Genomic DNA, 26,436 nt, shown 5'->3' with positions numbered 1-26,436 from the left:
GATACCGAGATCCGGCCGAGATACCGCCTCTGCCTCGGTATCTCGGCCGGATCTCGGTATCTCAGCGGGAGGGGGAGGGTCAGGCCGGGGTCGCCGCGGCCGCAGCGCGGGCGGCTGCGGGGAGGGCGGCCTCGATGCGGGCGAGCGCGGCGTCGTCGTGCGCCGCGGACAGGAACCACGCCTCGAACACGGACGGCGGCAGGTTGACCCCGGCGTCGAGCATGGCGTGGAAGAACGCGGTGTAGCGGAAGGCGTCCTGGGTCTTGGCCTGCGCGTACGTGGTGACGCCGAACCGGGCGGCGAGCTCCCCGAAGAACACGGAGAACAGGCTCCCGGCGTGCTGGACGACGTGGGGGACGCCGGCGTCGTCGAGCGCGCGGCTCACCGCGGACGACAGGCGCGAGGCGGCGGCGTCGACGTGGGCGTACACGGCGTCGTCGGCGAGGCGGAGGGTCGCGAGGCCCGCGGCGACGGCGACGGGGTTCCCGGACAGCGTCCCGGCCTGGTAGACGGGCCCGAGCGGGGCGAGCTGGTCCATGACCTCCGCGGACCCGGCGAGCGCCGCGACGGGCATGCCACCGCCGACGACCTTCCCGAACGTGAACAGGTCAGGCGCGTAGTAGGGGTCGCCCGCGGGGTCGAGGCCGCTCTCGAGCCCCCACCATCCCGATGGTCCGACGCGGAACCCCGTGAGCACCTCGTCGAGGATCAGGAGCGCGCCGTGCTCGGCGGTGATGCGGCGCAGCCCCTGGTTGAAGCCCTCGGGCGGGCGGACGACGCCCATGTTCGCGGGCGCCGCCTCGGTGATGACGGCGGCGATCTGCGAGCCGTACTGCGTGAACGCGTCCTCGACGGCGGACAGGTCGCCGTAGGGCACGACGATCGTCTCGGCCGCGGTCGCCTCGGTCACGCCCGCCGAGCCGGGGAGCGCGAGCGTCGCGACGCCGGACCCGGCGTCGGCGAGCAGCGCGTCGCCGTGCCCGTGGTAGCAACCGGAGAACTTCACGACGAGGTCGCGGCCGGTCACGCCACGGGCCAGGCGAAGCGCGGTCATCGTGGCCTCGGTGCCCGTGGACACGAGGCGGACCCGCTCGGCGAGGGGCACGCGGCGACGGATCTCCTCGGCCAGCTCGACCTCGCCGACCGTCGGCGCCCCGAACGACAGCCCGCGGGCGGCGGCCTCCTGGACCGCGGTGACGACGTCGGGCTGGGCGTGCCCGAGGAGCGCGGGCCCCCACGAGCAGACGAGGTCGACGTACTCGCGCCCCGCGACGTCGGTCACGTACGCGCCGCGGGCGCTCGCGAGGAAGCGCGGGTCCCCGCCGACGCTGCCGTAGGCCCGGACGGGCGAGTTCACGCCGCCCGGGATCGAGGCCTGCGCGCGGACGAACGCGTCGTGGTTGGTGGCCGGGGCGGCGCCGGGCGTGGACATCAGCGGGTCTCCTTCAGCCAGCCGGCGACCTCGACGGCCCAGTACGTGAGCACGATGTCGGCGCCGGCGCGCTTGATCATGGTGAGCGACTCCTCGATGGCGGGGCGCCGCGAGATCCAGCCGTTCGCGGCCGCGGCCTCGATCATCGCGTACTCGCCCGACACCTGGTACGCGGCGACGGGCACCTCGGACCGCTGCGCGACCTCGGCCAGGACGTCGAGGTTTCCGGCGGGCTTGACCATGACGACGTCGGCGCCCTCGAGCAGGTCGATGTCGGTCTCGCGCACACCCTCGCGCCCGTTCGCCGGGTCGAGCTGGTAGGTCCGGCGGTCGCCCTGGAGCTCCGAGTCGACGGCCTCGCGGAAGGGGCCGTAGAACGCGCTCGCGTACTTGGCGGTGTAGGCGAGGATCGCGGTGTCGGTGTACCCGGCGTCGTCGAGGGCCTCGCGGCACGCGGCGACCTGGCCGTCCATCATGCCGCTGAGCCCCAGGACGTCGGCCCCCGCGGCAGCCTGCGCGACGGCCATCGCCTGGTAGCGGACGAGAGTCGCGTCGTTGTCGACGCGCGCGACGCCGTCCGGCCCGGGCTCGTCGGCGAGGACGCCGCAGTGCCCGTGGTCGGTGAACTCGTCGAGGCACAGGTCCGACATGACGACGAGACGCCCGCCGGCGGCCTGCCGTGCGACGCGAAGCCCGCGCTGGAGGATGCCGTCGGGGTCGTCGGCCTGCGAGCCGACGGCGTCGCGCACGGCCGGGATGCCGAACAGCATGACCCCGCCGACGCCGGCGTCCGCGGCCTCGCGCACGGCGTCCGCGAGGCTGTCGAGCGTGTGCTGGACGACGCCCGGCATCGAGCCCAGGGGTGCCGGCTCCGTGAGGCTCTCCTTGACGAAGAGGGGGAGCACGAGGTCCGCGGCGTGCAGCCGGTGCTCCGACACGAGCCGCCGCAGCGCGGGGGTGGTGCGCAGGCGGCGCGGCCGCACGTAGGGGCGGGGCGTGGTGGTCATGAGGAGGCTCCTCGGTCGGTGGTCTCACGAGAGTTGTCAGAATCTGGCGGCAGTGGAGTGCCGTGAGCTTCTGACACGTCGGGGGTGGTCAGGGCGCGGACGGTCGCGTCGGCGAGCCCGGCGTCGTCGGCGGTGGCGGCGACCGCGGCGACCCGCAGCCCGACCTCCTCGGCGGCGCGCGCGGTGGGGCTGCCGATGGCCACGCCGACGACGTCGTCGCGCGCCCCGAGCTGTGTCGCCACCTCGCGCGTCACGCTGCCCGAGGTCAGGACGACGGCGTCGACGTCGCCCGCGGCCCACGCCTCGCGGACCTCGCCGTCGATCAGGTGGGTCACCGTGCGGTACGCGGTCACGACGTGCGGGCGCGCGCCCATCGCGGCCAGCCCGCGTTCGAGCGTCGGCTGGGCGAGGTCGCCGAGGGGCAGCAGGACGCGGGGCCCGCCGTCGTCGGACTTGTCAGAACGTGACGGCACTCTGCTGCCGTGAGCTTCTGACAGCTCGGGGGAGGGGGAGGCGAGAGAACGCAGTGCAGCCAGGAGGCCGAGTGCCGAATGGTCCTCGGGGACGAGCGCGGGCTCGAACCCGGCCTCGCGCAGCGCGCGCGCCGTCGAGGGTCCGACGGCGGCCCACCGGGCGGGCGCGCTCCCCAGCGACGCGGAGGCGACCCGCGTCCACGCGGCGGCGAGCTCGTCGACCGCGTTGACGCTCGTCACGAGCACCCACGCGTACGCGCCGTCGGCGAGGTCGCGAGCGGCGTCGTCGAGGGCCGCGAGGTCGTCGGCCGGCGCGCGCTCGATCACGGGGCTCACCAGCACCTCGGCGCCGAGCTCGTGGAGCCGGGCCGCCAGCCCGACCGCGCGGTCGAGCGAGCGCGGCACGAGCACGGTCCGCCCGGCGAGGGGACGCTCGTCGGTCACGTCAGCGCCCGGTCCCGACGACGTCCGGCATGGCTGCCGCGATCTCGTCCGCGAGCTGGGTGCCGAGGCGGGTGGCGTCGTCGAGCGTGATGCCGTCGCCGCCCCCGGCGGCCTGGAGCCGGGCGGTCCGGCGCTCGGACGTGCGGCCGTCGACCGTGACCGCGACGGCTTCGAGGACGAGCTCCTCGGTACCGGCGCCGGGAGTGAGGGCGTCGTCCGTGGGCGCGGACCGCTCGACGTGCGCGAGGGCGCCCAGCGGCGCGGCGCACCCGGCCTCGAGCCGGGCGAGGAAGGCGCGCTCGGCCGTCACGGACAGCATCGTGTCGCGGTCGGTCAGGGCGTCGAGGGCGGCGTGCAGCGCGACGTCGAGCTCGCTCGGCTCGGGACCCGCGTCGCGGACCTCGACCGCGAGCGCGCCCTGCCCGGGTGCGGGGAGCATGACGCCCGGCTCGAACGCCTCGGCGACCTCGTCGAGCCGGCCGATCCGCGCCAGCCCGGCCCGCGCCAGCACGACGGCGTCGAGGTCCCCGGTCTCCGGGTGCGCATGCCCGAGGCGCGTGTCGATGTTGCCGCGGATGTCGACCACGTCGAGGTCGGGGCGCGCCGCGCGGAGCTGCGCGGCGCGGCGCGGGGACCCGGTGCCCACGCGGGCGCCGTCGGGCAGGGCGAACAGGCCGGCGCCCGTGCGCGAGCAGAGGACGTCGCGGGGGTTCTCGCGCTCGGGGCTCACGAGCCGCAGGCCGGGCGCGGGCGCGACGGGCAGGTCCTTGAGCGAGTGGACGGCGACGTCGCAGCGGCCCTCGAGCAGCGCCTCACGCAGCGCGGTCACGAACACCCCCGTGCCGCCGAGCTGGGCGAGGGAGCCGGTGCGGACGTCGCCGTCGGTCGTGATCCGCACGAGCTCCACCTCGAGGCCGGTCAGCTGGGCGAGCCGGTCGGCGATCGTCTGCGTCTGCGTGAGGGCGAGCGTCGAGCCGCGGGTGCCGACGCGCAGCGTCGCGGGCGCCGTCGGGGAAGTGGGGGTCACCCCTCCAGTGTCCGCCCGGAGCGGGCCGCCGGGAAATCACCTGACCCGCCGTCAGATCGGCGTCACGTGCGAACGCGGCCGGGGCGTGTCAGCGGCACGTCAGCGATCTGGCAGCGCCCGCGCCCACGATCGACGCATGGACACCACCACGAAGCCCCCGGCCCCGGCGCCGGTCACGACCGGGCACGTCGTCTCCGCGGACGGCACCACCATCGGCTACCGCCGGACCGGGCACGGCCCAGCGGTGATCCTCCTGCACGGCGGTCTCCAGTCCGGGCAGAACCTCGTCCGGCTCGCGGAGGCGCTGGCGGGATCGTTCGACGTGATCGTCCCCGACCGTCGTCCCCGCGGCACCGGCGCGGGCGGCGAGCCCGCCGACGGCGCGCACGCGGCCCGCGAGGTCGAGGACCTGCGGGCGCTCGTCGACGCGACGGGCGCGCACGCCGTGTTCGGGCTGAGCGCGGGCGGGCTCGTCGCGCTCCGGGCGGCACGCGAGATCCCGGAGCTGACGCGGCTCGCCCTGTACGAGCCGGCGCTGTCGGTCGGGGGCTCCGTGCCGACGGCCTGGCTCCCGGTCTACGACCGCCAGGTCGCCGCAGGACGGATCGCGGCCGCGATGCGGACGGCGATGGTCGGGCTGCGTGTGGCGCCGGCGTTCTTCCGGCTGCCGTCGGCGCTCGTGACGCCGCTGCTGCGACTCGTCATGCGGTTCCAGCGGCCCGCGCCCGGCGAGGTGTCAACTGAGGACGTCGTGCGAGCGATGCACCACGACATGACGCTCGTGACCGAGCTCGCCGACACGACCGGTGACTACGCGACGGTCACCGCCGACGTCCTGCTCCTCGGCGGCGCGAAGAGCCCCGCCTACTTCGACGTCACGCTCGCGACGCTCGCGGGCGTGCTCCCGCACGTCCAGCGGGTCACGCTCAGCGGCATGACGCACAACGACGCGGACAACGACGGCGACCCGGCCCGCGTCGCGGACCTCCTCGAGCCGTTCTTCCAGGGCGCGCCGGCCGTGCAGCCGCGGTACTGAGCCCGCGTCTCACCCCTCGTACGAGCAGAGCTCCACGAGGTTCCGGTCCGGGTCGCGCACGTAGACGCTCGTCATGGGCCCCCGTGCCCCCGTCCGCCGGACGGGACCGAGCTCGACGGGCAGCCCCGCCTCGCCGAGCAGCGCGACGACCTCGTCGAGCGGGCCGTCGAAGACGAGGCACACGTCGGCGCCGCCCGGCGTCGGGTGGGCGGCCCGGGGCTCGATCGGCGCACCGTCCGCGGGGTGCAGGTTGAGCTTGAAACCCGGTCCGACGACGGCGTGCCGGCCTTCCCCGAACGTCTCGTGCCGCAGACCGAGGCGCTCGTAGAAGCCCGCGGACGCGTCGACGTCGGCGACGGTCAGGACGAGGTGGTCGATGCCGGTCAGGGAGCCCACCGGGTGATCCTCCCGCTTCTGCGCCGTGCTGTCGTCGCGGTCGCGCCCAGGGCTGCCGCGCCGGGTCTCAGCCCGCGGAGACCACGGCCGCCCGCGCCTGCTCGACGACGGCCGCCAAGCCGGTCCCCGCGACCCACGCCCCGACGACGGCGACCCCCGGCAGGCGGTGCGCGGCGTCGTCGGCGGTGGCACGGTCCGCGGGACGGGCGGGGGCGAGCGCGTCGGGCCAGTGCGTGTCGAGGTGGTCGAGCACCTGTGACGGGTCGAGCGGGACGCCGAGCAGACGGGACGCGTCGGCGACGGCCTCCTCGACGGTCGGCGGGACGGTCGGCTCGGGGTCGCCCGCGCGGCCGTACGAGAGCCGGACCACGTGCACGCCGTCGGGCAGCTGCGACCGCAGCCACGGCCACTTGGCGCTCGCGTGCGTGAGCCCCTTCGCGCGCACGTCCGCGCCGGGGGCGACGAGGACGCCCGTGCCGCGGGGCGCAGTGTCGAGCGCGGGGGCACGGACCACGAGCGTGATCAGCCGCACGTCCGACCCGCCCCGCGCTGTGTCAGAAGCTGGCTGCACTCCGCTGCCGTGGGGTTCTGACAACTCGCGGACTTCGCCCGGCGTGTCAGAAGCTGGCGGCACTCCGCTGCCGTGAGGTTCTGACAGGTCGGGAAGGAGCGGGGTGAGGAGCGCGAGCGCCGGGGTGCGGGGGAGCGCGACGACGAGTCGCGGTGCCTCGACGCCGGTCGGTCCGGAGCCGTCGTCCGGGGTCACTGCCACGTGCCAGAGCCCGCCGTCGTGGACGTGCCGCTCCAGACCGTTGACGCGCACCCCGAGCCGGACCTCACCGCCGGCGTCGGTGACGGACGCGACGAGCGCCTCGACGAGCCGGTGCATGCCGCCGTCGATGCCCGCGACGGCCGAGCCGGGCTTGGCGTTCCCGCGACCCGGGGCGTCGGCGAGCAGCGCCGCGGCGCGCAGCAACGAGCCGGTCTGCTCGTAGGCGGCGACGAGCTGAGGAGCGACCGCGCGCGGGTCGAGCGTCGCGGGGTCGGCCGAGTGGATGCCGCCCGCGACGGGCGCGACGAGCCGTTCCAGCACCGTCGCGCCGAGGCGCTCCGTGACCCACGCGGCGAGCGAATCCGGCACGGGGGTGCGCGGCAGGCCGAGGTCCCACCACGCGCGGACGGCGCCGCCGAGCCCGAGCACGCGGCGCACGTCGGCGCCCCACGGAGTGGTCGGGATGCCGAGCGTCGCGGTGCGGGGGAGCGGGAGCGCGCGCGCCGGGTCGTCCTCGGTCCCCGCGCCCGCGTACGCCCAGGCGCCGCGCGGGTCGGGCTCGACGACGGTCAGCCCGAGCTCGCGCGCCAGGTCGCCGACCGCGGACGTGCGGGTCGCGAAGGACTCCGCGCCGACGTCGACGGCGACCGTGCGGTCGTCCCCGACGGTGACCGTCGCGCCGTCCACCGTGCCGCCCGGGCGGTCGGCGGCGTCGAGCACGAGCACATGGGCCCCGCCCCGCGCGAGGTCGTGCGCGGCGGTGAGGCCCGCGACGCCCGCGCCGAGCACGACGGCGTCCCACCGCTCAGCCACGTCCGCTCACCCCCGAGCTCGCGAAGTACCCCGGCCGCCGGTCTACTTCGGCGAGATAGACCGGCGGCCGGTCTACTTCGGCGAGATAGACCGGCGGCCGGGGTACTTCGGCGAGGGGGTGGCGCGGCAGCGGGGTCACAGCGAGTGGACGAGCTCGACGACGCGGGTCAGGACCGTGGGATCCGTCTCGGGCGGGACGCCGTGGCCCAGGTTCACGACGTGCGCGGGCGCGTACTTCCCGCGCTCGACGACGTCGCGCACGTGCGCCTCCAGCACGTCCCACGGCGCGAACAGGAGAGCGGGGTCGATGTTGCCCTGGAGCGGCGTCGTGCCGCCGAGGAGCTTGGCGGCCTCGTCGAGGGGCGTGCGGTAGTCGACGCCGATCGCGCCGGCGCCCGCGTGCCGCATGGCTTCGAGCAGGTGCCCGGTGCCGGTGCCGAAGTGGACCAGGGGGACGCCCGCGGGCTCCGGCCCGGACGACGGCACGACGAGGTCCGTGACGTGCGTGAGCGCGCGCGACGAGGCGGGCAGCGCGTAGCGCGAGTAGTCGTCGAGCGACAGCGCGCCGGCCCACGAGTCGAAGAGCTGGCCCGCGCTCGCGCCGGAGAGCACCTGCGCGCGCAGGAACGTCCCGGTCAGGTCGGCGGCCCACTCGACGAGCCGGAACCACGTCTCGGGGTCGGCGTGCATGAGGGTCCGGGCGGCGAGGTGGTCGCGCGACGGGCGGCCCTCGACGAGGTACGCGGCGAGCGTGAACGGGGCGCCGGCGAACCCGATGAGAGGAATCTCACCCAGCTCGGAAACGGTCGTCTCGACCCCCTCGCGCACGGGCGCGAGCGCCTCCCAGGTGAGCTCGTGCTCGACGAGCCGGGCGACGTCGTCGGCCGTGCGGTAGGCCTGGTCCATGACCGGGCCGACGCCCGGCTGGATCTCCACACCCACCCCGGCGAGGAGCAGCGGCACCACGATGTCGGAGTAGAAGACGGCCGCGTCGACACCGTGCCGACGCACCGGCTGCAGCGTGATCTCGCTGCTCAGAGCGGGATTCAGGCACGACTCGAGCATGGTCGTGCCCTCGCGCGCGGCCTTGTACTCGGGGAGCGACCGCCCTGCCTGGCGCATGAACCAGACAGGGGTCGCCGCGGGGCGGTCGCCGCGCAGGGCGCGCACGAGCGGAGCCTCGGCGGTGCGTCTGGAGGCGAGCGGGTGCGCGTCGGGAAGGGGCTTGCTGGGGGTCACCCTTCGATTGTGCCGTGACCGGGCCGCGGTGCTTCAATCGAAGCACTGTGCCTCTGCTCTCCTTCACCGCCAGTCATCACGACCTCGACCTGGAGACCCTTGAGCGCCTCTCGTCGGGCGCGCACCGTGTCGTCGAGTCGGACCTGGTGCGGTGCGACCCCATCAGCGGTGCCGTCGTGCTCGCGACGTGCAACCGCTTCGAGGTGTACGTGGACGTCGTCGAGCAGGCCGACGGCGGTCCCGTGAACGGACTGGCCCGCCACCACGCGGCGCGCGAGGTCGCCCGCGTGGTGGCGTCGTCGTCGACTCTCTCGCCGGACGAGGCGCACGCCGCCCTCACGGTCCGCGCGGGCGAGGACGTCGCGCGGCACCTGTTCTCGGTGGCGTCGGGCCTGGACTCGATGGTCGTGGGCGAGCGGCAGATCGCCGGGCAGGTGAAGCGCGCGCTCGAGGCCTCCCGCCCGGCGGGCACGACGACGGCGCCGCTCGAGCGGCTCTTCCAGGCGGCGGCGCGCGCGTCCAAGCGCGTGAGCAACGAGACGGCGCTCAGCGCGGCCGGCCGTTCGCTCGTGTCGCTGGGTCTCGATCTCGCGGGCGCCGACCTGCCGCCGTGGGAGCAGGTCCGCACGCTGCTCGTCGGCACCGGCTCCTACGCGGGCGCGAGCTTCGCGGCGCTGCGCGCCCGCGGCGTCCGGGACGTCCGCGTGTTCTCGCGGTCCGGCCGGGCCGACGCGTTCGTGGCCTCGCACGCGGCGGACGGCGTGGACGTCCGCCCCGCCGACGACCTCCTCGTCGAGCTCGAGGACGTCGACCTCGTGGTCGCGTGCTCGGGCGGCGGGCGCGTCGGCGACCCGACCGCGTCCCTGCGGCCCGCCCTCGACGCCGCGCACGTGCTCGGCGCGCGTGCCCGTGCGGCGAAGGCCGCGGGCGACGACGCGACGACCCGCCCGCTCGTCGTCCTCGACCTCGCGCTCACGCGCGACGTCGCGCCCCAGGTCGCCGACGTCGACGGCGTCCTCCTCTACGACCTCGCGGCGCTCCAGGCGCGTGCCCCTCACGTCTCGGGGGCCGCCGTCGCCGAGGCCGCGGCGATCGTCGACCACGCCGCCGAGCACTTCCTCCAGGGCGAGGGGTACCGCGCGTCCGACGCGAGCGTCGTCGAGCTCGTGCGCGCCGCCGACGCCGAGATCGCGGACCTCGTCGAGCAGCGCCTCGCCGCGGCCCGGGCCGAGGGCGTCGACGTCGACCCCGAGGAGGTCGAGCTCGCGGCGCGGCGCGAGGTCCGGGCCCGCCTGCACCGCGACATCCTGGCGCTGCGGTCCGCCGCGGCGTCGTCGTGATCTACCACTTCTGCCCTGCGGCGGCCCGGGACCCCACCGCGGAGGCGTACGTCCCGGCGGGCTTCGAGGCCGACGGTTTCGTCCACCTCTCCGACCGCGGCACCGTGCACCTCCCGGCGACGGCCCTGCACCGGGGAACGCGCGACCTGCTGCTCCTCACGGTCGACCCGGCCCTCGTGGACGCGCCGCTGCGCTGGGAGCCGGGCGACCCGGCCGATCCGGTGGGCGTCTGGTTCCCGCACCTGTACGGTCCGCTGCCGGTGCGCGCCGTCGTCCGCGTCGACCCGTGGCTCCCCGGGCCCGACGGCGCGTTCGCCCCGCCGTCCTGGTGACCGTCGCGTCCCGCACGCGGCCGACCTGGGCGGGTGCTCGAGGTATCGCGATCGGCGCCGGGCGTGGTTAGTGTGGTCCCCGGTCCGCGCCGCGGGTCCGCAGGGGCGAACACGTAGGGGAGAACGAGGGCTCGACGACGAGCCCGAGGAGGACCGATGACCGTGCCGGACGGCCTGCCGAACGCCTCGCTGCGCCTCGATGCGGCCCTCGCCGGCCGTGGCCCCGACCAGGACCTGTCGGACCTGCTGCCGCCGGCCCACGTCCAGCTCGCCGCGCGTCGTCGCCTGGACCCGTGCGACCTCCCTCCCGCCCCGACGACGGCATCCGTCGGCCGCGCGCTCGGCCGCGGCGCGGCGCGTGCCTGCTTCGGCGCCGTGGACGCCCTGCGGGGACGCCGCCACCCCTGACCCTCACAGGCCTCTGACCTGCGCGAACGCTCCCAGCGCGCGCGGAACTGGTTCCCCCGGGCTATCTTGCGAAGGCTTGTGAAGGACTCGTGCAGGACGAGTCGGAGCGGGCTCCGCAAGGGCGCAGACGGGGGAGGCGCAGCATGGTTCGGAACGATTCGGGGGACGTCGCGGGGGGCGCGTTCACGCACCGCGCGCACGGGCTCGCGGCACGTCGGGTAGGGCTCGGCGTCGCCGCAGCGCTGGTCTTCGGCTGCCTCGGGACGGCCGCCGCGGGCGCGGCGCCGGCGGGCGCAGGAGGCGGGACGGCGCTCGCGCCGTCGGCGCTCTCGGCCGCGCTCGAGGCAGCCACGCCGACCAACACGACCAAGGTCGTGACGCCGCTCAAGGCCGGCAGGTACCGGTTGTCGTCGTACTACGGGCCGCGCTGCATGCCGACCGTGAACGCGTCCGACTGGCACCTCGGCCAGGACATGGCCGCCGCCGACGGGACCCCGATCTACGCGGTCGCGAACGGCGTCGTGCGCAAGGCCGGGGCGGTCTCCGGGTTCGGGCAGTGGATCGTCATCGACCACGTCATCGGCGGCAAGAAGGTCTCGACCGTCTACGGCCACATGTGGAAAGCCACGAAGTACGTCAAGGCCGGGCAGAAGGTCCGAGCGGGCCAGCACATCGCCGACGTCGGCTCGAACGGCGTCGCGACCGGCCCGCACCTGCACCTGGAGGTCTGGCCGGGCGGCTACGGGGTGTCGTCGACCGATCCGCTCAGGTACATGAAGGCGCGCGGCGTGAACCTGGCGGCGGGGGCGACGTCGGCGCTCAAGCGCAGCGTGCCGTCGTCGTGCACCTACTATGCGCGGACGCGGCTCAACCTCCGGGTCGGGGCGAGCACGGGGACGCCCAGCAAGACGGTGCTCCCGGTCAACGCGAAGCTCGCCGCCAAGCCCGGGACCAAGTCGAGCGGGTGGCTGCCCGTGCGGTACGGCACCCGGTCCGGCTGGGTCTACTCGACGTACGTCGGTCCGTCGAAGGTCTACGTCCCTCCGACGACCTCGACGAAGCCGACGCCCAAGGCCGTCCGGTACGTGGCGGTCACGACCCTGAACCTGCGGGCGAAGGCGACGACGTCCTCGACGGTCGTGGCGAAGCTCAAGCGGGGCGCCGCGGTGACCTACCAGGGCAGCGTGTCGAAGACCGGCTGGGTCAAGGTGACCTCGGGCGGCCACACCGGCTACGTCGCCACCCGGTACCTCAAGGCCACCAAGGCGCAGGCCCTGTACGCGCTCAAGTACGTGAACGTGACGGTGCTCAACCTACGGTCGAAGCCGACGACGTCGTCCTCGGTGGTCGCGAAGCTCGCCAAGAACAAGGCCGTGCAGCCGCTCGCCGCGGCGTCGAAGGGATGGCTGCACGTCCGGGTCTCGGGGCACACCGGCTACGTCGCGACGGAGTACCTCCGCTCGACGAGGTAGCCGCCGACGCCCGGGGCGCGGCGCGGACCCGTCCGGAGCCGCCATGATGGTCCGGTGCCCAGCGAGCTCGTCGTCGTCACGCGGACCCGTCACGCCGCCGAGCGGCTGTTCGACCTCGCGCTCGACGTCGACGCGCACGTCCGCTCGATGCCCGGCACGGGCGAGCGCGCCGTCGCCGGGGTGACGAGCGGGCGGATCGGGCTGGGGGAGACCGTCACGTGGCGGGGCCGGCACCTCGGGGTGCGGTTCACCATGACGGCGCGCGTCGTCGAGCTCGAGCGGCCGCGCCGGTTCGTCGACGTGCAGGTCGCCGGGCCGTTCCGGTCGTTCGAGCACGAGCACGTGTTCGCCCGGGAGGGCGGCGAGACGGTCATGACGGACCGCGTCGTCGTCGCGTCGCCCGTGCTCGGGCGGATCGCGGAGCGGCTCGTCCTCGTGCCGTACCTGCGCCGGCTGCTGCGGCGCCGGGGACGGCTGCTCGTCGAGGCGCTCGACGCCGAACCCTGACCTCGGCGCCGGGCGTCAGGCCAGGTAGTCCCGGACCAGCCGCTCGGCCAGGCCCGTGTAGGTGGCGGGGGTGAGCGCCGAGAGCCGCGCGGCGACGTCGTCGGGCAGGCCGAGGCCGGCGACGAACTCGCGCAGCTGCGCGGCGTCGATGCGCTGGCCGCGCGTGAGCTCCTTGAGCCGCTCGTAGGGGTTCTCCATGCCGGTGACGCCCGCGACGGAGGCGGCGCGCATCGCCGACTGGATCGGCTCGCCGAGGACCTCCCAGTTGGCGTCGAGGTCGGCGTCGAGCGCGACGTCGCCGACGGCGAGCGCCTTGAGACCCCGGCGGACGTTGTCGACGGCGAGCAGCGAGTGCCCGAACGCGGTGCCGATGTTGCGCTGGGTCGTGGAGTCCGTGAGGTCGCGCTGGAGGCGCGAGGTCACGAGCGTCGAGGCGAGGGTGTCGAGCAGCGCGGACGAGATCTCGAGGTTCGCCTCGGCGTTCTCGAAGCGGATCGGGTTGACCTTGTGCGGCATGGTCGACGAGCCGGTCGCGCCGGGGACGGGGATCTGCACGAAGAACCCGAGCGAGATGTACGTCCACACGTCGGTGCTGAGGTTGTGCAGCACGCGGTTGAACCGGGCGACGTCGGCGTAGAGCTCGGCCTGCCAGTCGTGCGACTCGATCTGCGTGGTGAGCGGGTTCCAGGTGAGCCCGAGGTGCTCGACGAAGTGCTTCGAGACGGCCGGCCAGTCCACGCCGGGGACGGCGACGGTGTGGGCGCCGTAGGTGCCGGTGGCGCCGTTGAGCTTGCCGAGGTACTCCGCGCCCTCGACGCGGCGCAGCTGACGGCGCAGGCGGTGCGCGAGGACCGCCAGCTCCTTGCCCAGCGTCGTCGGGGTGGCGGGCTGGCCGTGCGTCCGGCTCAGCATCGGGACGGCCGCGTGCTCGCGGGCGAGGTCGGCGACCTGGTCCGCCAGCGCGGTCGCCGCGGGGAGCCAGACCGACGCCACGGCACCCTGGACCATGAGCGCGTACGAGAGGTTGTTGACGTCCTCGCTCGTGCAGGCGAAGTGGACGAGCTCGCCGACGCCCGGCAGGACGGTGTCGGTTCCGAGCACGTCGGCCGCGGCCGCGAGGCGGCGCTTCACGAAGTACTCGACCGCCTTGACGTCGTGGACGGTCTCGCGCTCGATCGTCGCGAGCTCGGCGATCTCGTCGGCGCCGAACGCCTCCGGGATGCCGCGCAGGTACGCGCGCTCGGCGTCGGACAGGCCGGGGGCGCCCGGGACGACCGCGCCCTGCGTCACGCCGGGGACGCCGTCGCACAGGGTGATGAGCCACTCGACCTCGACGTGGATGCGCGCCCGGTTGAGCGCGGCCTCCGAGAGGTGGTCGACGAGCGGGGCGACCGCGGGACGGTAGCGGCCGTCGAGCGGACCGAGGGCGATCGGGGGCGTCACGTCGGCAAGGTTCACGTACCTCAGTGTCCCATGCGGCGGGCGCCACCCCCAGGCCGCGTCCGCCGCGCGGGATCCCCAGCGGGCGTACCGTGCCGGGCACCGCACGGCGCCGTGCTCGTAGCGTCCCGGCCGTGACCGAGACGCCCTCCTCCTTCGCCCCGTTCGTCCCTCCCCCGTTCGCCGTCGACGCCACGGCGAGCCGGGCGCTCGACGCCGCCGGTGCCGCTGCCGCCGAGGCCCGCGAGGCAGCCGCACGTGCGCTCGACGTCGACTGGGTCTCGCGGGCGGCGCGCGCCTACGACGGCCGCGTCGACGAGGCGCTCGGGGCCGTCGACGACGCCGTGACGCTCCTCGACTCGGCCGCGGACGCCGCGCGCCGGGCGGAGGAGCGGGCGCGGGCCGGCGCGGCGTCGTCGTGCCTCCGGCCGGCCGGGGGACGCTGATGAGCGACGCGATCACGATCACCGGCGGCTACACCGCAGCGGAGACCGACACGCTCCGCGACGCGGCCGTCGCGCTGCGAGCCGCGTCCGGCCGGCTCGACGACGCGCGCCTCGACCTCGCGCGAGCCCGCGTCGCTCTGGGCACCGGCGAGGTGCCGTGGGCCGGACGCACCGTGCCGTGGTCCGGGACCGGCGTCCCGCGCGGCTGGGGCCGCACCGGCCCGGGGCTCGTGGCGTACGGACCCGAGGCGGCGCGTGCCACCGCGGTCGCCCTCGACGACGTCGCCACCGCCGACGGCGCCGTCCTACGGGCGCTCGGCCAGCTCGAGGCGCTCGCGGTCGCCGTCCTGCGGGCGGCGCGGCTGTACGAGGACCACGACGACCTCGCGATCCGCCTGCTCGATGACGCCGTCCCCGCGGGCGTCCAGCTCCTCGCCGTGGGCCTGGACCTGCTCCTCCCGGCCGTCGTCGGGCCGGTCCGGGGCGCCGGGGGCTCGACACCGGTCGTGACGGTGGCCGGGGCCGCGTCGTGGGCGTTCGACGGCGCCGCCCAGGTGCAGCGGGGCGACGGGGTGCGCGTCGAGGAGCTCGCGGTGGGTGCCGTCGACGGCAGCCCCGACCGGCCGCTCCCCGACCTGCCCGTCGCGGGGTCGGTCGAGGACGCGCTCCACCTCCTCGAGGTGCCGAACAAGGCGGGTCCCGGCGTCATGGCGATCCAGCGGGTCGGCTCCGGTCCCGACGCCCGCTACGTCGTGCTGCTCCCCGGCACACAGACGTGGAACGTCGTCGGCGACGGGGCGGGGGACTTCGCGAACCCGCGCGACCTCACGAGCGACCTCGACCTCGTCGGCGGGCGCGCGAGCGACTACACCGACGAGGTCGAGCAGGCGCTCGGCCGGGTCGTGCCCGAGGGGGCGTCGGTCGTGGTGGTCGGGCACTCGCTCGGCGGGATCGCCGCGACCCGGGTGGTCACGAACCCCGCCCTGCGCCGGCGGTACCGGTTCACCGGGCTCGTGACCGCGGGGGCGCCGTCGGGCGGGATCCGGGTCCCGGAGGGGACGCTCGCGCTCAACGTCGAGAACGCCCGCGAGGTCGTGTCGTCGCTGGACCCGGGGCCGAACCCGGCGGGGCCGCGGCACGTCGTCGTGCGCGCGTCCGGTGACGACGACGTCGTCCGGGGCGCGCTCGGCTCGGCGCCCTACGGCGGCGGGACGCACGGGCTGGCGGTCCACGCGGGCGTGCTCGCCGAGGCCCGGGCCACGCACGACCCGGCGCTCGACCGGGCGCTCACGGAGCTCGACGCCTCGCTGGGCGGCGGGACGCCCGGCGCCCCGACCCGCACCTGGTACTTCCGGGGCGAGCGCGGCGGCGCGGCGACCATGGCGCCGGGCACCGGGTCGTCCGACGGCGTCAGCGCCGACGGCTCCCCGGGACGACCGCGCTGATGATCGTCTGCAGGACCGCGATGATCAGCGCGCCCAGCACCGCCCACCAGAACCCGTCGACGCGGATGCCCCAGTCGGTCTGCTCGGTGATCCACGCGACCAGCATGAGCAGGAGCGCGTTCACGACCAGCGAGAACAGCCCGAGCGTCAGGATGTAGAGGGGGAACGCGATCACGTGCACGATCGGTTTGACGATCATGTTGACCAGCGTGAGCAGCAGGCCGACCGCGAGCAGGATCACGATGGTCTGGCCGGCCTCGGCGTCCTTCGGGACGATGTAGAGGTGGTCGCCGAGGAACAGCGACGCCAGCCACACGGCGAAAGCCGTCACGGCAACTCGGACGATGAACCACATGCCCGACATCCTGCCATCAGCACCCCGCGCCGCGCAGGGTTCGGCGCGCCGCGGTGCGGGTGGCATCCTGGGCCGGTGAGCACCGACACCCCCGCGCCCCGCACGTCCGGCATCCCTCTGCGTCACGCCGTCGCGGCCCTGCCGCCGTACGTCCCGGGCGCGCGCGTCGAGCCCGGCGCGCGGACCTTCAAGCTCTCGTCCAACGAGAACCCGTACCCGCCGCTCCCGTCGGTGCTCGAGGCGATCCGGGAGGGTGCGGGCGACACCCACCGCTACCCCGACATGTACGCCACCGAGCTCACCGAGACGATCGCCGCGTCCCTCACCGAGCACGCTGCGGCCGCGGGCATCCCGACGACCGTCTCCCCGGACGAGATCGTCGTCGGCACGGGGTCGGTCGCCGTGCTCGCCCACGTCCTCCAGACGGTCTGCGACCCGGGCGACGAGGTCGTCGTGCCGTGGCGCTCGTTCGAGGCGTACCCCATCGCCGTCGCCGTGTCCGGTGCGACGTTCGTCCCCGTCCCGCTCGCCTCGGGGCGCGACGCCGACGGCACGCTGCTCGACGGCCGTCTCGACCTTCCGGCGCTCGCGGCCGCGATCGGCGAGCGGACGCGCGTCGTCGTCGTGTGCACCCCGAACAACCCGACCGGGCCCGCGGTGCACCGCGCCGAGCTCGACGCGTTCCTCGCGGCCGTCCCCTCCGACGTCCTCGTGCTCCTCGACGAGGCGTACGTGCAGTTCGTGCGCGACCCGGAGGTGCCGGACGGTCTGGCCGTCTACGCGGCGCACCCGAACGTCGTCGTGCTGCGGACGTTCTCCAAGGCGTACGGGCTCGCCGGGCTGCGCGTCGGGTACGCGATCGCTCGCGCCGACCTCGCCGCGGGCGTCCGGTCGGTGTCGACGCCGTTCGGGGTCTCCGACCTCGCGCAGCGCGCCGCCATCGCGAGCCTGCACGCGCAGGACGAGCTCATGGAGCGCGTGGACGCGCTCGTCGTCGAGCGGGCGCGGGTGCTCGACGAGCTGCGCGACCAGGGCTGGGAGCTGCCCGCCACGCAGGGGAACTTCGTCTGGTTCGGGCTCGGCGACGCCACGCAGGAGCGCGGGGCCCAGGCCCGGGAGGCAGGCGTCCTCGTGCGTCCCTACGACAGCGACGGCATCCGCGTGACCATCGGTGAGCGCGAGGCGAACGACGCCTTCCTGCGGGTCGCCGCGTCCTGGCGGCGCTGACGGGACCCGCTCGGCTCCCCGCCACCCTGCGAGCGGGCGGACACGTGGCGGCGGAGCGGTCGGTGTCCGTCCTCCGCGACGGCGGCAGGGGCTTTCCTTGCTGTTGCCGCGCGCCGCGGCCCCGCTGATAGTGGGGTGGGGGGGAGGAGAGGAGGGGGTGTGCTCCCACGTCGACGACGGGGCCGATGGGGAGCCGTGGTAGGTGCCGCGGCTCTCGTGCTGTCCATGACCATCGGGGTGCCCGCCGCGCAGCGCGCGGCCGCCGACCCGCCGACCGGTGGCACGACGATCGTCGACGAGACGTTCGCGAACCCCACCGTGCCCGACGCCGCGTGGCAGCCCCTGGGGACGGCCTGCCTCACCGGGATGGCGGCGGACGCGCCCACGCCGTCCGACGGCTCCCCGCTCCCGAACTGCAGCGCCCACCGCACGGGCGGCCAGGACTACTGGGGGACGGGGGACCAGCAGCCGCCGCCGATGGGGGCGGCGGCGGGCGACGGCTTCCTCCAGCTCACCGACTCGGCCGGCTTCGTCACGGGCGGGATCCTCTACAACCGGCCCGTGCCGGCGACTGCCGGGCTGTCCGTCACGTTCCAGCAGTGGCAGTACGCGCGCTCCGGCCCGGAGGGCGGCGACGGCATCGGGTTCTTCCTGGTCGACGGGTCGACCGACCTGACCGAGACGGGCGCCGACGGCGGGAGCATGGGCTATTCCCAGCGCAACCTGGCTCCCGGGGTGGAGGGCGGCGTCGTCGGGGTCGGGCTGGACGTCTACGGAAACTTCTTCAACGACAGCGAGAACCGCGGCCTGGGCTGTCCGGACGGCCAGGTGTCGCCGGTCGGCACGAGCGGCACCCGCGGGATCAACACGATCACCGTGCGCGGGCCCGGCAGCGGGACGACCGGGTACTGCTTCCAGGGCTCGACCGCGTCGGGCACGGGTGCGTCGACGCTCGCCGGCCAGCTCGAGGGCAGCGACTACACCGAGGACCAGGCGCGGACCGTCAACGTCCAGGTGACGCCGTCGGACTCGGCGGGCGGCTCGCGCGTGATCGTCCAGGTCCAGTACTCCGCGGGCGGCCCGTGGGTCGAGGAGCTGAACATCCCCGCCCCCGCGAACCTCCCCGGCACCTACAAGTTCGGGTTCTCGGCGTCCACTGGGGGCTCGACCAACGTCCACCTGATCCGCAACGTCGTGGTCCAGACGATCGACCCCCTGGAGGCCCTCCAGCTCGTCAAGCAGGTCGACCGCACGGGAGGCGCGCTGCCCCCCGACCTCGGCGTCGGCGACACGATCCCTTACCAGTACACGGTCACCAACACGGGCACCACGACGCTTCACGGCGTGACCGTCGACGACGACAACGTCGACGGCACGGTCACGTGCCCGGACGTCGCCGTCCCACCCGCGCCCGACCCCGCCGCGACGATCACGTGCACGGGCAGCCACGTGGTGACCGCGGCCGAGGCGTCGGCGGGACGCGTGGACAACACCGCGACCGCGACGGCGCTCGACCCGGGCGAGGGGACCGTCACGTCGAACGAGTCGAGCGTGACGGTGCCCCTCCACTCCGCGATCACGGTCGAGAAGTCCGTCACGAGCGACCCGCCATACCTCGTCGGGCAGTCCGTGCAGTACTCGTACGTCGTCACCAACACGGGCGACTCGAGCCTCGTCAACGTCGCGCTCGCCGACGACCGGATCGCGAGCGCGGACCTGTCGTGCCCGGAGAACACCCTCGCGCCGGGCGGAAGCATGACGTGCACGGGGTCGTACGTCGTCAGGGCCGCCGACGTCGCGCCGTCGGGTGGGATCACGAACACCGCGACGGTCACTGCGCAGACCACGATCGGGCAGCAGGTCACCGACGACGACACCGCGACGATCGGGGTCAACACGGACGTCGGCGTCACGAAGACCGTGAACGACACGACGCCCGCGGTCGGCTCGGACGTGACCTTCACGATCCGCGCCACCAACCACGGCCCCGGCCAGGCCACGGGCGTCGTCGTCACCGACCAGCTGCCGGCCTCCCTGACCTACGTGAGCTCCGTGCCCTCCCAGGGCAGCTACGACCCGACCACGGGCGAGTGGACGGTCGGCACGCTCGGGACCTCCGGCGCGAGCAGCACCGCGACGCTGCGGATCACCGCGACCGTGACCAGCAACGGTCCGGTGACCAACACGGCCGTCCGGACGGGGATGGACCAGACCGACATCGACCCCACCAACGACCGGGCCTCCGTGACGCTCACGCCGGTCGCCAGCGCGGACATCGGCGTCACGAAGAGGGTCGACGGGGCGACGACGATCCCGCGCGGCAGCGAGGGGCGGTTCGTGATCACCGCGACGAACCACGGCCCGAGCGCCGCGACGGCGGTTACCATCCGCGACACGTTGCCGGCCGGGCTGACCTTCGTCTCTGCAACCGGTGACGGCACCTTCAACCCGAGCACCTCGATCTGGACCGTGGGCGCGCTCGCGAACGGGCAGGCCGCGACGCTGACGCTCACCGTGCGCGGCGACACGAACGGCACGTTCACGAACGTCGCCTCGCTCGCGAGCTCGAGCCCTCAGGACACGAACTCCGACAACAACACGGGTACCGCGACGCTGAGCGTCGTCGACCCGACCGCCGACCTGTCGATCACCAAGTCGGTCGCCCCGACGGCGGCGCAGGTCGGGGACACCGTGACCTACACGGTGGTCGTGCACAACGACGGACCGGACCCGGTCGACGGCGTCGTCGTCACGGACGACCCGCCGACCGGGATGTCGGTGGTGTCCGTCGGGACGCCGTCGCAGGGGACGGTGGACGCCGACCTCACGTGGACCGTCGGGCACCTCGACAGTGGCGCCTCCGCGACCGTGCAGGTCACGGCGAGCGTCGACACGGCCGGGACCAAGACGAACACCGTGACGGTGGGCGCGCCCGGGATCGTCGACCCGACCCCCGACAACAACTCCGACTCCGCCACGCTGGTGTCGGTCGAGCCTCCGCTCGACGTCGCCGTCGGGAAGTCGGTCGCCACGCCCGCCGGGATCGACCATGACGCCGTCCCCCTCGGCACCACCATGACCTACACGCTCACCGCGACGAACCTGCCCGCCTCGGACGGGACCGAGACCGACGCGACCGGGCTCGTGCTCCGCGACCGGCTCCCCGCCGGAGTGACCTACGTGTCGAGCGACGACTGCGACGGCACCTACGCACCCGCGACCGGACTGTGGACGGTCGGCGACCTCGCATCGGGCGCGACTGCGACCTGCGAGGTCGTCGTGACGGCGTCCGACCTCGGGCAGCAGAGGAACACGGTCGCCCTGGACTCGGTCGACCAGCGTGACACGAACCCGACCAACAACCGCGCGTCGGCGGCGGTCACGGTGATCCGCGAGGCCGACCTCGGCATCACCAAGTCGGTCGACCCGACGACCGCGCAGCCCGGGGACACCGTGACCTACACGGTCACCGTGACCAACCACGGCCCGAACACCGCCCACGACGTCACCGCCGTCGACCCCATCCCGATCGTCGCGAACATCACGGGCTCCACGGCGTCCCAGGGCACGTTCGACGTCACGACACGGGTGTGGAGCATCGGGGACCTGACCGACGGGCAGGACGAGACGCTCACGGTCACCGTGCTGCTGGACCAGCGCACCGGGACGTTCACCAACACGGTGGCGATCGGGCAGAGCGACGCGGTCGACCCGAACCCCGACAACGACCGGGCGCAGGCGCGTCTGTTCGTCCCGGCGGCCGACATCGAGGTCACCAAGACGGTGGACGACGCGACCCCGCACGTGGGCGACGAGGTCACCTTCACGGTCGGCGTGACGAACTGGGGCCCCGACCCCGCGCAGGACGTGACGGTCGACGACGTCCTGCCCGCAGGCCTCGCGTACGTGTCGTCGAACGCGTCCACGGGGAGCTATGACCCGGCCACCGGGGTGTGGGACGTCGGGACGCTCGCGCCCGTCACCCTTCCGCGCGAGCCGCGGGCGGGGCCGGCGGAGCGACTCGTGATCACGGCGCGCGTCACGCAGACGGGCACGCTCACGAACACGGCGTCGTCGGACCGCGACGACGCGTCACCGTTCGACCCGGTGATCGACAACAACGCCGCCTCCGCGACGATCACCGCGACGCCGGCTCCCGCGAACGTCGTGATCGACAAGAGCGTGACGCCCGGATCGGTCACCGTCGGGTCGACCGTCACGTACACGATCAAGGTCACGCAGGAGGGCCCGGGCGCTGCGGACGACGTCGTCGTGACGGACACGTTCCCCGCGGGCGTCGTGCCCGGCGCGGCGTCGGGGGCCGACGGCTGCACGGTCAGCGGGCAGGACCTGAGCTGCGCGTTCGGGACGCTCGCCGCGGGCGACTCGCGGACGGTCACCGTCACCGCGCAGGCCGCGACGGTCGGGACGCACGTCAACACCGCGACGACGGCGACGTCGTCGGAGCAGACCTCCACCGAGGACGACACGGCGTCGGCCACGCTGCAGGTCACACCGCGCCCGACACCGCCGCCGACCCCGACGCCCACGCCGACCGGCACGAGCACGGCGGGCCCCTCGCCCACGACGGCTCCGTCGTCGCCCGCCGCCGGTCCCAGCGCCCCGCCGTCGAGCGGGGGAGGCGGGCTCGCGGTCACGGGCGCCGACGCCGTGACCGTGGCGGTCGTCGCCGGCGTCCTGCTCCTGATCGGGCTCGCGCTGACGCTGGTGGCCCGGCGCCGCCGCCCGCACTGAGTCGATGCCCGGTCGCCGCGGCGCGCGGGGGAAGTCCCCCGGCAGGCGTCGGGACCTCCGGCTGTCGCCGGAGCGGCCTTTGGCGAGAACCTACAAACGCGGGCGACGAACTCGCACGGCCGGGCATCTCCCGTCCCTACGGCGCCGTACCTTACGCTTGCGTAGGCTACGGAACCGTAGGTAGCGACGAGGCCCGGTGGTCCCGTCGTTGCATCCGCCGCACCGCCCGCCATCCCCGGGCGATCCGGACGACGTGAGGAGCAGCAGTGACCGAGCACCAGGACGAGCTCGTCCAGCTCGTCGGACCCGACGGCGAACCCGTCGTGTCCGAGACGAACGCCCCCTACAGGGAGCGCGCAGCGCGCTACCTCCTCGACGGTCCCGGCGCCACCGACGCCGAACCGGCCGCACAGCGAGTCCGCGGTCTGTACCGCGACATGGTGCTCGTGCGGCGGTTCGACGTCGAGGCCACGAGCCTGCAGCGGCAGGGTGAGCTCGCGCTGTTCCCGCCGCTCCTCGGCCAGGAGGCCGCGCAGGTCGGGTCCGGCCGCGCGCTGCGGGAGCAGGACTACGTGTTCCCCTCGTACCGCGAGCACGGTGTCGCGTGGACGCGCGGCATGGACCTCGCGGACGTCATGCCGATCTTCCGTGGTGTCGACCACGGGGGCTGGGACCCCGCGGCCCACAACTTCCACGTCTACACGCTCGTCATCGGGTCGCACGCGCTGCACGCGACCGGCTACGCGATGGGCGTCCAGCGCGACGGGCTCGTCGGCACCGGCGACGCCGCGCGCGACATGGCCGTCGTCGCCTACTTCGGCGACGGAGCCACCTCCCAGGGAGACGTGAGCGAGGCCCTCGGGTTCGCGTCCGTGAACAACGCCCCGGTCGTCTTCTTCTGCCAGAACAACCAGTGGGCCATCTCCGTCCCCACGACGAAGCAGAGCCGCGTCCCCCTGGCCCGCCGCGCGTGGGGCTTCGGGATGCCGGGCGTGCGCGTCGACGGGAACGACGTCATCGCGAGCTGGGCCGTCATGGACGAGGCGCTCGAGCGCGCCCGCACGGGCGGCGGCCCGACGTTCGTCGAGGCCGTCACCTACCGGATGGGCGCCCACACCACGTCCGACGACCCGACCCGCTACCGCACCTCCGACGAGGAGGAGTCGTGGCGCCGTCGCGACCCGATCGCGCGGGTGCGCACCTACCTCGAGAAGCACGGCGCGTGGGACGAGACCCGCGAGGCCGAGCTCCAGGCCGAGGCCGACGAGCTCGGAGAGCACGTCCGCACGACGGTCCGCGCCATGGGCGCCCCGCCCACGGCGCGCATGTTCGAGCACGTCTACGCGACGCCGCAGGCCCAGGTCGCGGCCGAGCGTGCGGCGTTCGAGGCCTACGAGGCGGGCGAGCCCGCGCCGTCGCCGTTCGAGGGCCTGCTCGGGGCCCCCGCCGCGAGCGCCGGATCGACCGCTGGAGGGAACCGATGACCGCCACTGCCGTACGCCCGCCCAGCCCTGCGTCGTCGGGCGTGCCGGGCGGCGTCGTCCGGATGCCCTTCGCGAAGGCGATCACCGCCGGCCTCCGCGCCGCCCTCGCCGGGGACGAGAAGGTCCTGCTCATGGGCGAGGACATCGGCGCGCTCGGCGGCGTCTTCCGCGTGACCGAGGGGCTGCAGGCCGAGTTCGGCGAGGACCGGGTCGTCGACACGCCGCTCGCCGAGTCCGGCATCGTCGGGACGGCGATCGGTCTCGCGATGCGCGGGTACCGGCCCGTCGTCGAGATCCAGTTCGACGGCTTCATCTTCCCGGCCTACGACCAGATCACCACGCAGCTCGCGAAGCTCCACTACCGGACGTCCGGTCGGATCGACCTGCCCGTCGTCATCCGCGTGCCGTTCGGCGGAGGCATCGGCGCCGTCGAGCACCACAGCGAGAGCCCCGAGGTGCTGTTCGCGCACACCGCGGGCCTGCGCGTCGTGAGCCCGTCCTCCCCGCAGGACGCGTACACGATGATCCAGGAGGCCATCGCCAGCCCCGACCCGGTGCTCTTCCTCGAGCCCAAGGGCCGCTACTGGGAGAAGGGCGACGTCGACCTCGACGCCCCCGTCGGCGTCGGCGCCGCGGCCCGCACGCTCGAGCACGCCGCCGTCGTCCGGCCCGGCACCGACGTGACCGTCGTGGCCTACGGCCCGACCGTGCACACCGCGCTCGAGGCCGCGAAGACCGCCGCCGACGAGGACGGCACGAGCCTCGAGGTCGTCGACCTGCGCTCGGTGTCCCCGCTCGACGTGCCCACGGTGGTCGCGAGCGTGAAGAAGACGGGGCGCTGCGTCGTCGTGCACGAGGCGCCCGCCTTCCACGGGCCCGGGGCCGAGCTCGCCGCGCGTGTCACCGAGGAGTGCTTCTACGCTCTCGAGGCGCCCGTGCTCCGTGTCGGCGGCTACCACGCCCCCTACCCGGTCGCGAAGCTCGAGCACGACTACCTGCCGTCCGTGGACCGCGTCCTCGACGCCGTCGACCGCGTGCTCGCGCACTGAGACTGCGGTCTTCTCCCGCCCCCCGAACCGCCCCGACGACGTAACGGAGACGCGCCCCGTGCCCACCATCCAGGAGTTCCGCCTGCCCGACGCCGGTGAAGGACTCACCGAGGCCGAGATCGTCCAGTGGCGGGTCGCGCCCGGGGACGCGGTCCGCGTCAACCAGACGATCGTCGAGATCGAGACGGCGAAGTCGCTCGTCGAGCTGCCGTCGCCGTGGGACGGGACGGTCGTCGAGATCCTCGTCGCCGAGGGCACGACGGTCGACGTCGGCACCCCGATCGTCCGGATCGAGACCGCGGGCGAGCCCGAGCCCGGCGCGGCCGGCGACCCGGCTGCGGCCGCGCTCGAGACGGCCGCCGAGGTCGACCCCGAGCCGCTGCCCGAGGACGCGGGCGGCGGCGCCGTGCTCGTCGGGTACGGGACGGGCGGCGCGGCCTCGGGTGGCGGGCGGCGTCGTCGGCGGACGGCGGAGGCGTCGGCCCCTGCGCCGGCCGCGCCGGCTGCTCCCGTCACGCCTGCTCCGTCGGCCGCGCCGACCGGGCAGGCCGGGCCGGTGAGCACCGCGCCGAGCGTGCGCGTCCTCGCGAAGCCCCCGGTGCGCAAGCTCGCCAAGGACCTCGGCGTCGACCTGCTCAGCGTCCCCGGCACCGGGCCAGGCGGGATCGTGACGCGCGAGGACGTCCAGGCGTTCGCGTCCGAGGCGGCGCACCCCGAGACCCTCGCCACGTACCCGGGCGACGACAACCCGTGGCTCGCGAGCGGCACCGTCAGCCCCGACGCCCGCCGCACCCGCGTCCCCGTGAAGTCCGTCCGGCGGCGCACGGCCGAGGCGATGGTCGCGAGCGCGTTCACCGCGCCGCACGTCACCGAGTTCGTGACGGTCGACGTCACCAAGACCATGAAGCTCGTCGCCGCGCTGCGCGAGGACCGCGAGTTCGCCGACGTCCGCGTCACGCCCCTGCTCATCACCGCGAAGGCGCTGCTCCTGGCGCTGCGCCGGCACCCCGAGATCAACGCCAGCTGGGACGACGAGGCGCAGGAGATCGTCTACAAGCACTACGTGAACCTCGGCATCGCAGCAGCGACGCCCCGCGGGCTCGTCGTGCCGAACATCAAGGACGCGCACCGCCTCGGCCTGCACGACCTGGCCGTCGCCATCGCCGACCTCACGACCACGGCACGCGCGGGCAAGACCACGCCCACCGACATGTCCGACGGCACGATCACGATCACCAACGTCGGCGTGTTCGGGATCGACACCGGCACGCCGATCCTCAACCCCGGCGAGGCCGGGATCCTCGCGTTCGGCGCGATCCGCGAGCAGCCCTGGGTCCACAAGGGCAAGATCAAGAAGCGCTGGGTCACGCAGCTCGCACTGAGCTTCGACCACCGCCTCGTCGACGGGGAGCTGGGGTCGCGTGTCCTCGCGGACATCGCCGCCGTCCTCGAGGAGCCGGCGCGCGGCCTCGTCTGGGGCTGAGCCGAGTTCCGCGCGGAGTTGTCAGAAGCTCACGGCACCCGGGTGCCGTGAGCT

22 protein-coding genes are annotated in these 26,436 nt (G+C 74.6%); 13 read left to right on the top strand and 9 right to left on the bottom strand.

Annotated elements, in window-relative coordinates; all coding sequences use genetic code 11:
• Positions 1 to 79 precede the first annotated feature (79 nt).
• From hemL to hemC, 4 genes are read right to left on the bottom strand one after another with little or no spacing between them, the layout of a single operon-like run.
• Complete coding sequence (hemL, locus tag ACFT5B_RS18480) at positions 80 to 1,432, bottom strand: glutamate-1-semialdehyde 2,1-aminomutase (RefSeq protein WP_386800646.1); 1,353 nt, start codon at positions 1,430 to 1,432, stop codon at positions 80 to 82.
• A complete protein-coding gene (gene hemB, locus ACFT5B_RS18475; protein ID WP_386800645.1) occupies positions 1,432 to 2,439 on the bottom strand; it encodes a porphobilinogen synthase in 1,008 nt (335 codons plus the stop codon). Before hemB ends, hemL begins: the two co-directional genes overlap by 1 nt.
• Positions 2,436 to 3,356 (bottom strand): uroporphyrinogen-III synthase, encoded by a 921-nt coding sequence (locus tag ACFT5B_RS18470; protein WP_386800644.1) that lies wholly within the window; start codon positions 3,354 to 3,356, stop codon positions 2,436 to 2,438. The genes hemB and ACFT5B_RS18470 overlap by 4 nt, the downstream gene beginning before the upstream one ends.
• A gap of 1 nt (position 3,357) precedes the next feature.
• Entirely contained in the window at positions 3,358 to 4,383 is a 1,026-nt protein-coding gene (hemC, locus tag ACFT5B_RS18465) for a hydroxymethylbilane synthase (protein WP_386800643.1), read from the bottom strand.
• A gap of 136 nt (positions 4,384 to 4,519) precedes the next feature.
• Here hemC and ACFT5B_RS18460 point away from each other — a divergent pair, with 136 nt between their 5' ends.
• Positions 4,520 to 5,419, top strand: a complete 900-nt coding sequence (locus ACFT5B_RS18460; RefSeq protein ID WP_386800642.1) for an alpha/beta fold hydrolase — start codon at positions 4,520 to 4,522, stop codon at positions 5,417 to 5,419.
• 9 nt (positions 5,420 to 5,428) lie between these two features.
• Here ACFT5B_RS18460 and ACFT5B_RS18455 read toward each other — a convergent pair whose 3' ends face one another.
• The 3 genes from ACFT5B_RS18455 to hemE form a co-directional block, all read right to left on the bottom strand.
• A complete protein-coding gene (locus tag ACFT5B_RS18455) occupies positions 5,429 to 5,815 on the bottom strand; it encodes a VOC family protein (RefSeq protein ID WP_386800641.1) in 387 nt (128 codons plus the stop codon).
• Positions 5,816 to 5,882: 67 nt separating this feature from the next.
• Positions 5,883 to 7,400 (bottom strand): protoporphyrinogen/coproporphyrinogen oxidase, encoded by a 1,518-nt coding sequence (locus ACFT5B_RS18450; protein ID WP_386800640.1) that lies wholly within the window; start codon positions 7,398 to 7,400, stop codon positions 5,883 to 5,885.
• 135 nt (positions 7,401 to 7,535) lie between these two features.
• A complete protein-coding gene (hemE, locus tag ACFT5B_RS18445) occupies positions 7,536 to 8,639 on the bottom strand; it encodes a uroporphyrinogen decarboxylase (protein WP_386800639.1) in 1,104 nt (367 codons plus the stop codon).
• Positions 8,640 to 8,686: 47 nt separating this feature from the next.
• On the opposite strand from hemE, the gene ACFT5B_RS18440 reads away from it, so the two are divergent.
• The 5 genes from ACFT5B_RS18440 (at position 8,687) to ACFT5B_RS18420 (ending at position 12,698) form a co-directional block, all read left to right on the top strand.
• The gene (locus ACFT5B_RS18440; protein ID WP_386800638.1) at positions 8,687 to 9,979 is read left to right on the top strand and encodes a glutamyl-tRNA reductase; all 1,293 of its coding nucleotides are present in this window, start codon (positions 8,687 to 8,689) and stop codon (positions 9,977 to 9,979) included.
• The gene (locus tag ACFT5B_RS18435; protein WP_386800637.1) at positions 9,976 to 10,311 is read left to right on the top strand and encodes a DUF952 domain-containing protein; all 336 of its coding nucleotides are present in this window, start codon (positions 9,976 to 9,978) and stop codon (positions 10,309 to 10,311) included. The genes ACFT5B_RS18440 and ACFT5B_RS18435 overlap by 4 nt, the downstream gene beginning before the upstream one ends.
• Positions 10,312 to 10,467: 156 nt before the next feature.
• Positions 10,468 to 10,719, top strand: a complete 252-nt coding sequence (locus tag ACFT5B_RS18430) for a hypothetical protein (protein ID WP_386800636.1) — start codon at positions 10,468 to 10,470, stop codon at positions 10,717 to 10,719.
• 143 nt (positions 10,720 to 10,862) lie between these two features.
• A complete protein-coding gene (locus tag ACFT5B_RS18425; protein WP_386800635.1) occupies positions 10,863 to 12,191 on the top strand; it encodes an SH3 domain-containing protein in 1,329 nt (442 codons plus the stop codon).
• A gap of 54 nt (positions 12,192 to 12,245) precedes the next feature.
• Positions 12,246 to 12,698 (top strand): SRPBCC family protein, encoded by a 453-nt coding sequence (locus tag ACFT5B_RS18420; protein ID WP_386800634.1) that lies wholly within the window; start codon positions 12,246 to 12,248, stop codon positions 12,696 to 12,698.
• A 15-nt stretch (positions 12,699 to 12,713) separates the two neighbouring features.
• On the opposite strand, the gene purB is transcribed toward ACFT5B_RS18420, so the two are convergent.
• Positions 12,714 to 14,165 carry an adenylosuccinate lyase gene (gene purB / locus ACFT5B_RS18415; protein ID WP_386800647.1) on the bottom strand — a complete coding sequence of 484 codons (1,452 nt, stop codon included), beginning with the start codon at positions 14,163 to 14,165 and terminating at the stop codon, positions 12,714 to 12,716.
• A 107-nt stretch (positions 14,166 to 14,272) separates the two neighbouring features.
• Between purB and ACFT5B_RS18410 the strand changes: the two genes are divergently transcribed.
• Both ACFT5B_RS18410 and ACFT5B_RS18405 read left to right on the top strand, forming a co-directional pair.
• Entirely contained in the window at positions 14,273 to 14,584 is a 312-nt protein-coding gene (locus ACFT5B_RS18410) for a hypothetical protein (RefSeq protein ID WP_386800633.1), read from the top strand.
• On the top strand, positions 14,584 to 16,029 hold the full coding sequence (locus ACFT5B_RS18405; protein WP_386800632.1) for a hypothetical protein: 1,446 nt from the start codon (positions 14,584 to 14,586) through the stop codon (positions 16,027 to 16,029). The genes ACFT5B_RS18410 and ACFT5B_RS18405 overlap by 1 nt, the downstream gene beginning before the upstream one ends.
• On the opposite strand, the gene ACFT5B_RS18400 is transcribed toward ACFT5B_RS18405, so the two are convergent.
• Entirely contained in the window at positions 15,995 to 16,384 is a 390-nt protein-coding gene (locus tag ACFT5B_RS18400; protein WP_386800631.1) for a phage holin family protein, read from the bottom strand. The genes ACFT5B_RS18405 and ACFT5B_RS18400 overlap by 35 nt on opposite strands.
• A gap of 75 nt (positions 16,385 to 16,459) precedes the next feature.
• On the opposite strand from ACFT5B_RS18400, the gene hisC reads away from it, so the two are divergent.
• The 5 genes from hisC (at position 16,460) to ACFT5B_RS18375 (ending at position 26,382) form a co-directional block, all read left to right on the top strand.
• Positions 16,460 to 17,611, top strand: a complete 1,152-nt coding sequence (hisC, locus tag ACFT5B_RS18395; protein ID WP_386800630.1) for a histidinol-phosphate transaminase — start codon at positions 16,460 to 16,462, stop codon at positions 17,609 to 17,611.
• Positions 17,612 to 17,836: 225 nt separating this feature from the next.
• Positions 17,837 to 22,366 carry a hypothetical protein gene (locus tag ACFT5B_RS18390; RefSeq protein ID WP_386800629.1) on the top strand — a complete coding sequence of 1,510 codons (4,530 nt, stop codon included), beginning with the start codon at positions 17,837 to 17,839 and terminating at the stop codon, positions 22,364 to 22,366.
• Positions 22,367 to 22,632: 266 nt separating this feature from the next.
• Entirely contained in the window at positions 22,633 to 23,850 is a 1,218-nt protein-coding gene (gene pdhA / locus ACFT5B_RS18385; protein WP_386800628.1) for a pyruvate dehydrogenase (acetyl-transferring) E1 component subunit alpha, read from the top strand.
• On the top strand, positions 23,847 to 24,899 hold the full coding sequence (locus ACFT5B_RS18380; protein ID WP_386800627.1) for an alpha-ketoacid dehydrogenase subunit beta: 1,053 nt from the start codon (positions 23,847 to 23,849) through the stop codon (positions 24,897 to 24,899). The genes pdhA and ACFT5B_RS18380 overlap by 4 nt, the downstream gene beginning before the upstream one ends.
• A gap of 58 nt (positions 24,900 to 24,957) precedes the next feature.
• Complete coding sequence (locus ACFT5B_RS18375) at positions 24,958 to 26,382, top strand: dihydrolipoamide acetyltransferase family protein (RefSeq protein ID WP_386800626.1); 1,425 nt, start codon at positions 24,958 to 24,960, stop codon at positions 26,380 to 26,382.
• Positions 26,383 to 26,436: the final 54 nt, after the last annotated feature.

It is taken from the genome of Luteimicrobium sp. NPDC057192, assembly GCF_042670205.1.
GTDB lineage: Bacteria > Actinomycetota > Actinomycetes > Actinomycetales > Cellulomonadaceae > Luteimicrobium.
The sequence above is the reverse complement of the archived record's forward strand: the minus strand, read 5'-3'. Positions and strand labels throughout refer to the sequence as shown.

Bases quoted from the DNA above. Each gene is read 5' to 3' on its own strand.
- ACFT5B_RS18400 (WP_386800631.1), bottom strand. From the start codon at position 16,384: ATGTGGTTCATCGTCCGAGTTGCCGTGACGGCTTTCGCCGTGTGGCTG.
- ACFT5B_RS18390 (WP_386800629.1), top strand. From the start codon at position 17,837: ATGACCATCGGGGTGCCCGCCGCGCAGCGCGCGGCCGCCGACCCGCCG.
- ACFT5B_RS18460 (WP_386800642.1), top strand. From the start codon at position 4,520: ATGGACACCACCACGAAGCCCCCGGCCCCGGCGCCGGTCACGACCGGG.
- hemL (WP_386800646.1), bottom strand. From the start codon at position 1,432: ATGTCCACGCCCGGCGCCGCCCCGGCCACCAACCACGACGCGTTCGTC.
- ACFT5B_RS18380 (WP_386800627.1), top strand. From the start codon at position 23,847: ATGACCGCCACTGCCGTACGCCCGCCCAGCCCTGCGTCGTCGGGCGTG.
- ACFT5B_RS18425 (WP_386800635.1), top strand. From the start codon at position 10,863: ATGGTTCGGAACGATTCGGGGGACGTCGCGGGGGGCGCGTTCACGCAC.
- hemB (WP_386800645.1), bottom strand. From the start codon at position 2,439: ATGACCACCACGCCCCGCCCCTACGTGCGGCCGCGCCGCCTGCGCACC.
- ACFT5B_RS18430 (WP_386800636.1), top strand. From the start codon at position 10,468: ATGACCGTGCCGGACGGCCTGCCGAACGCCTCGCTGCGCCTCGATGCG.
- ACFT5B_RS18405 (WP_386800632.1), top strand. From the start codon at position 14,584: ATGAGCGACGCGATCACGATCACCGGCGGCTACACCGCAGCGGAGACC.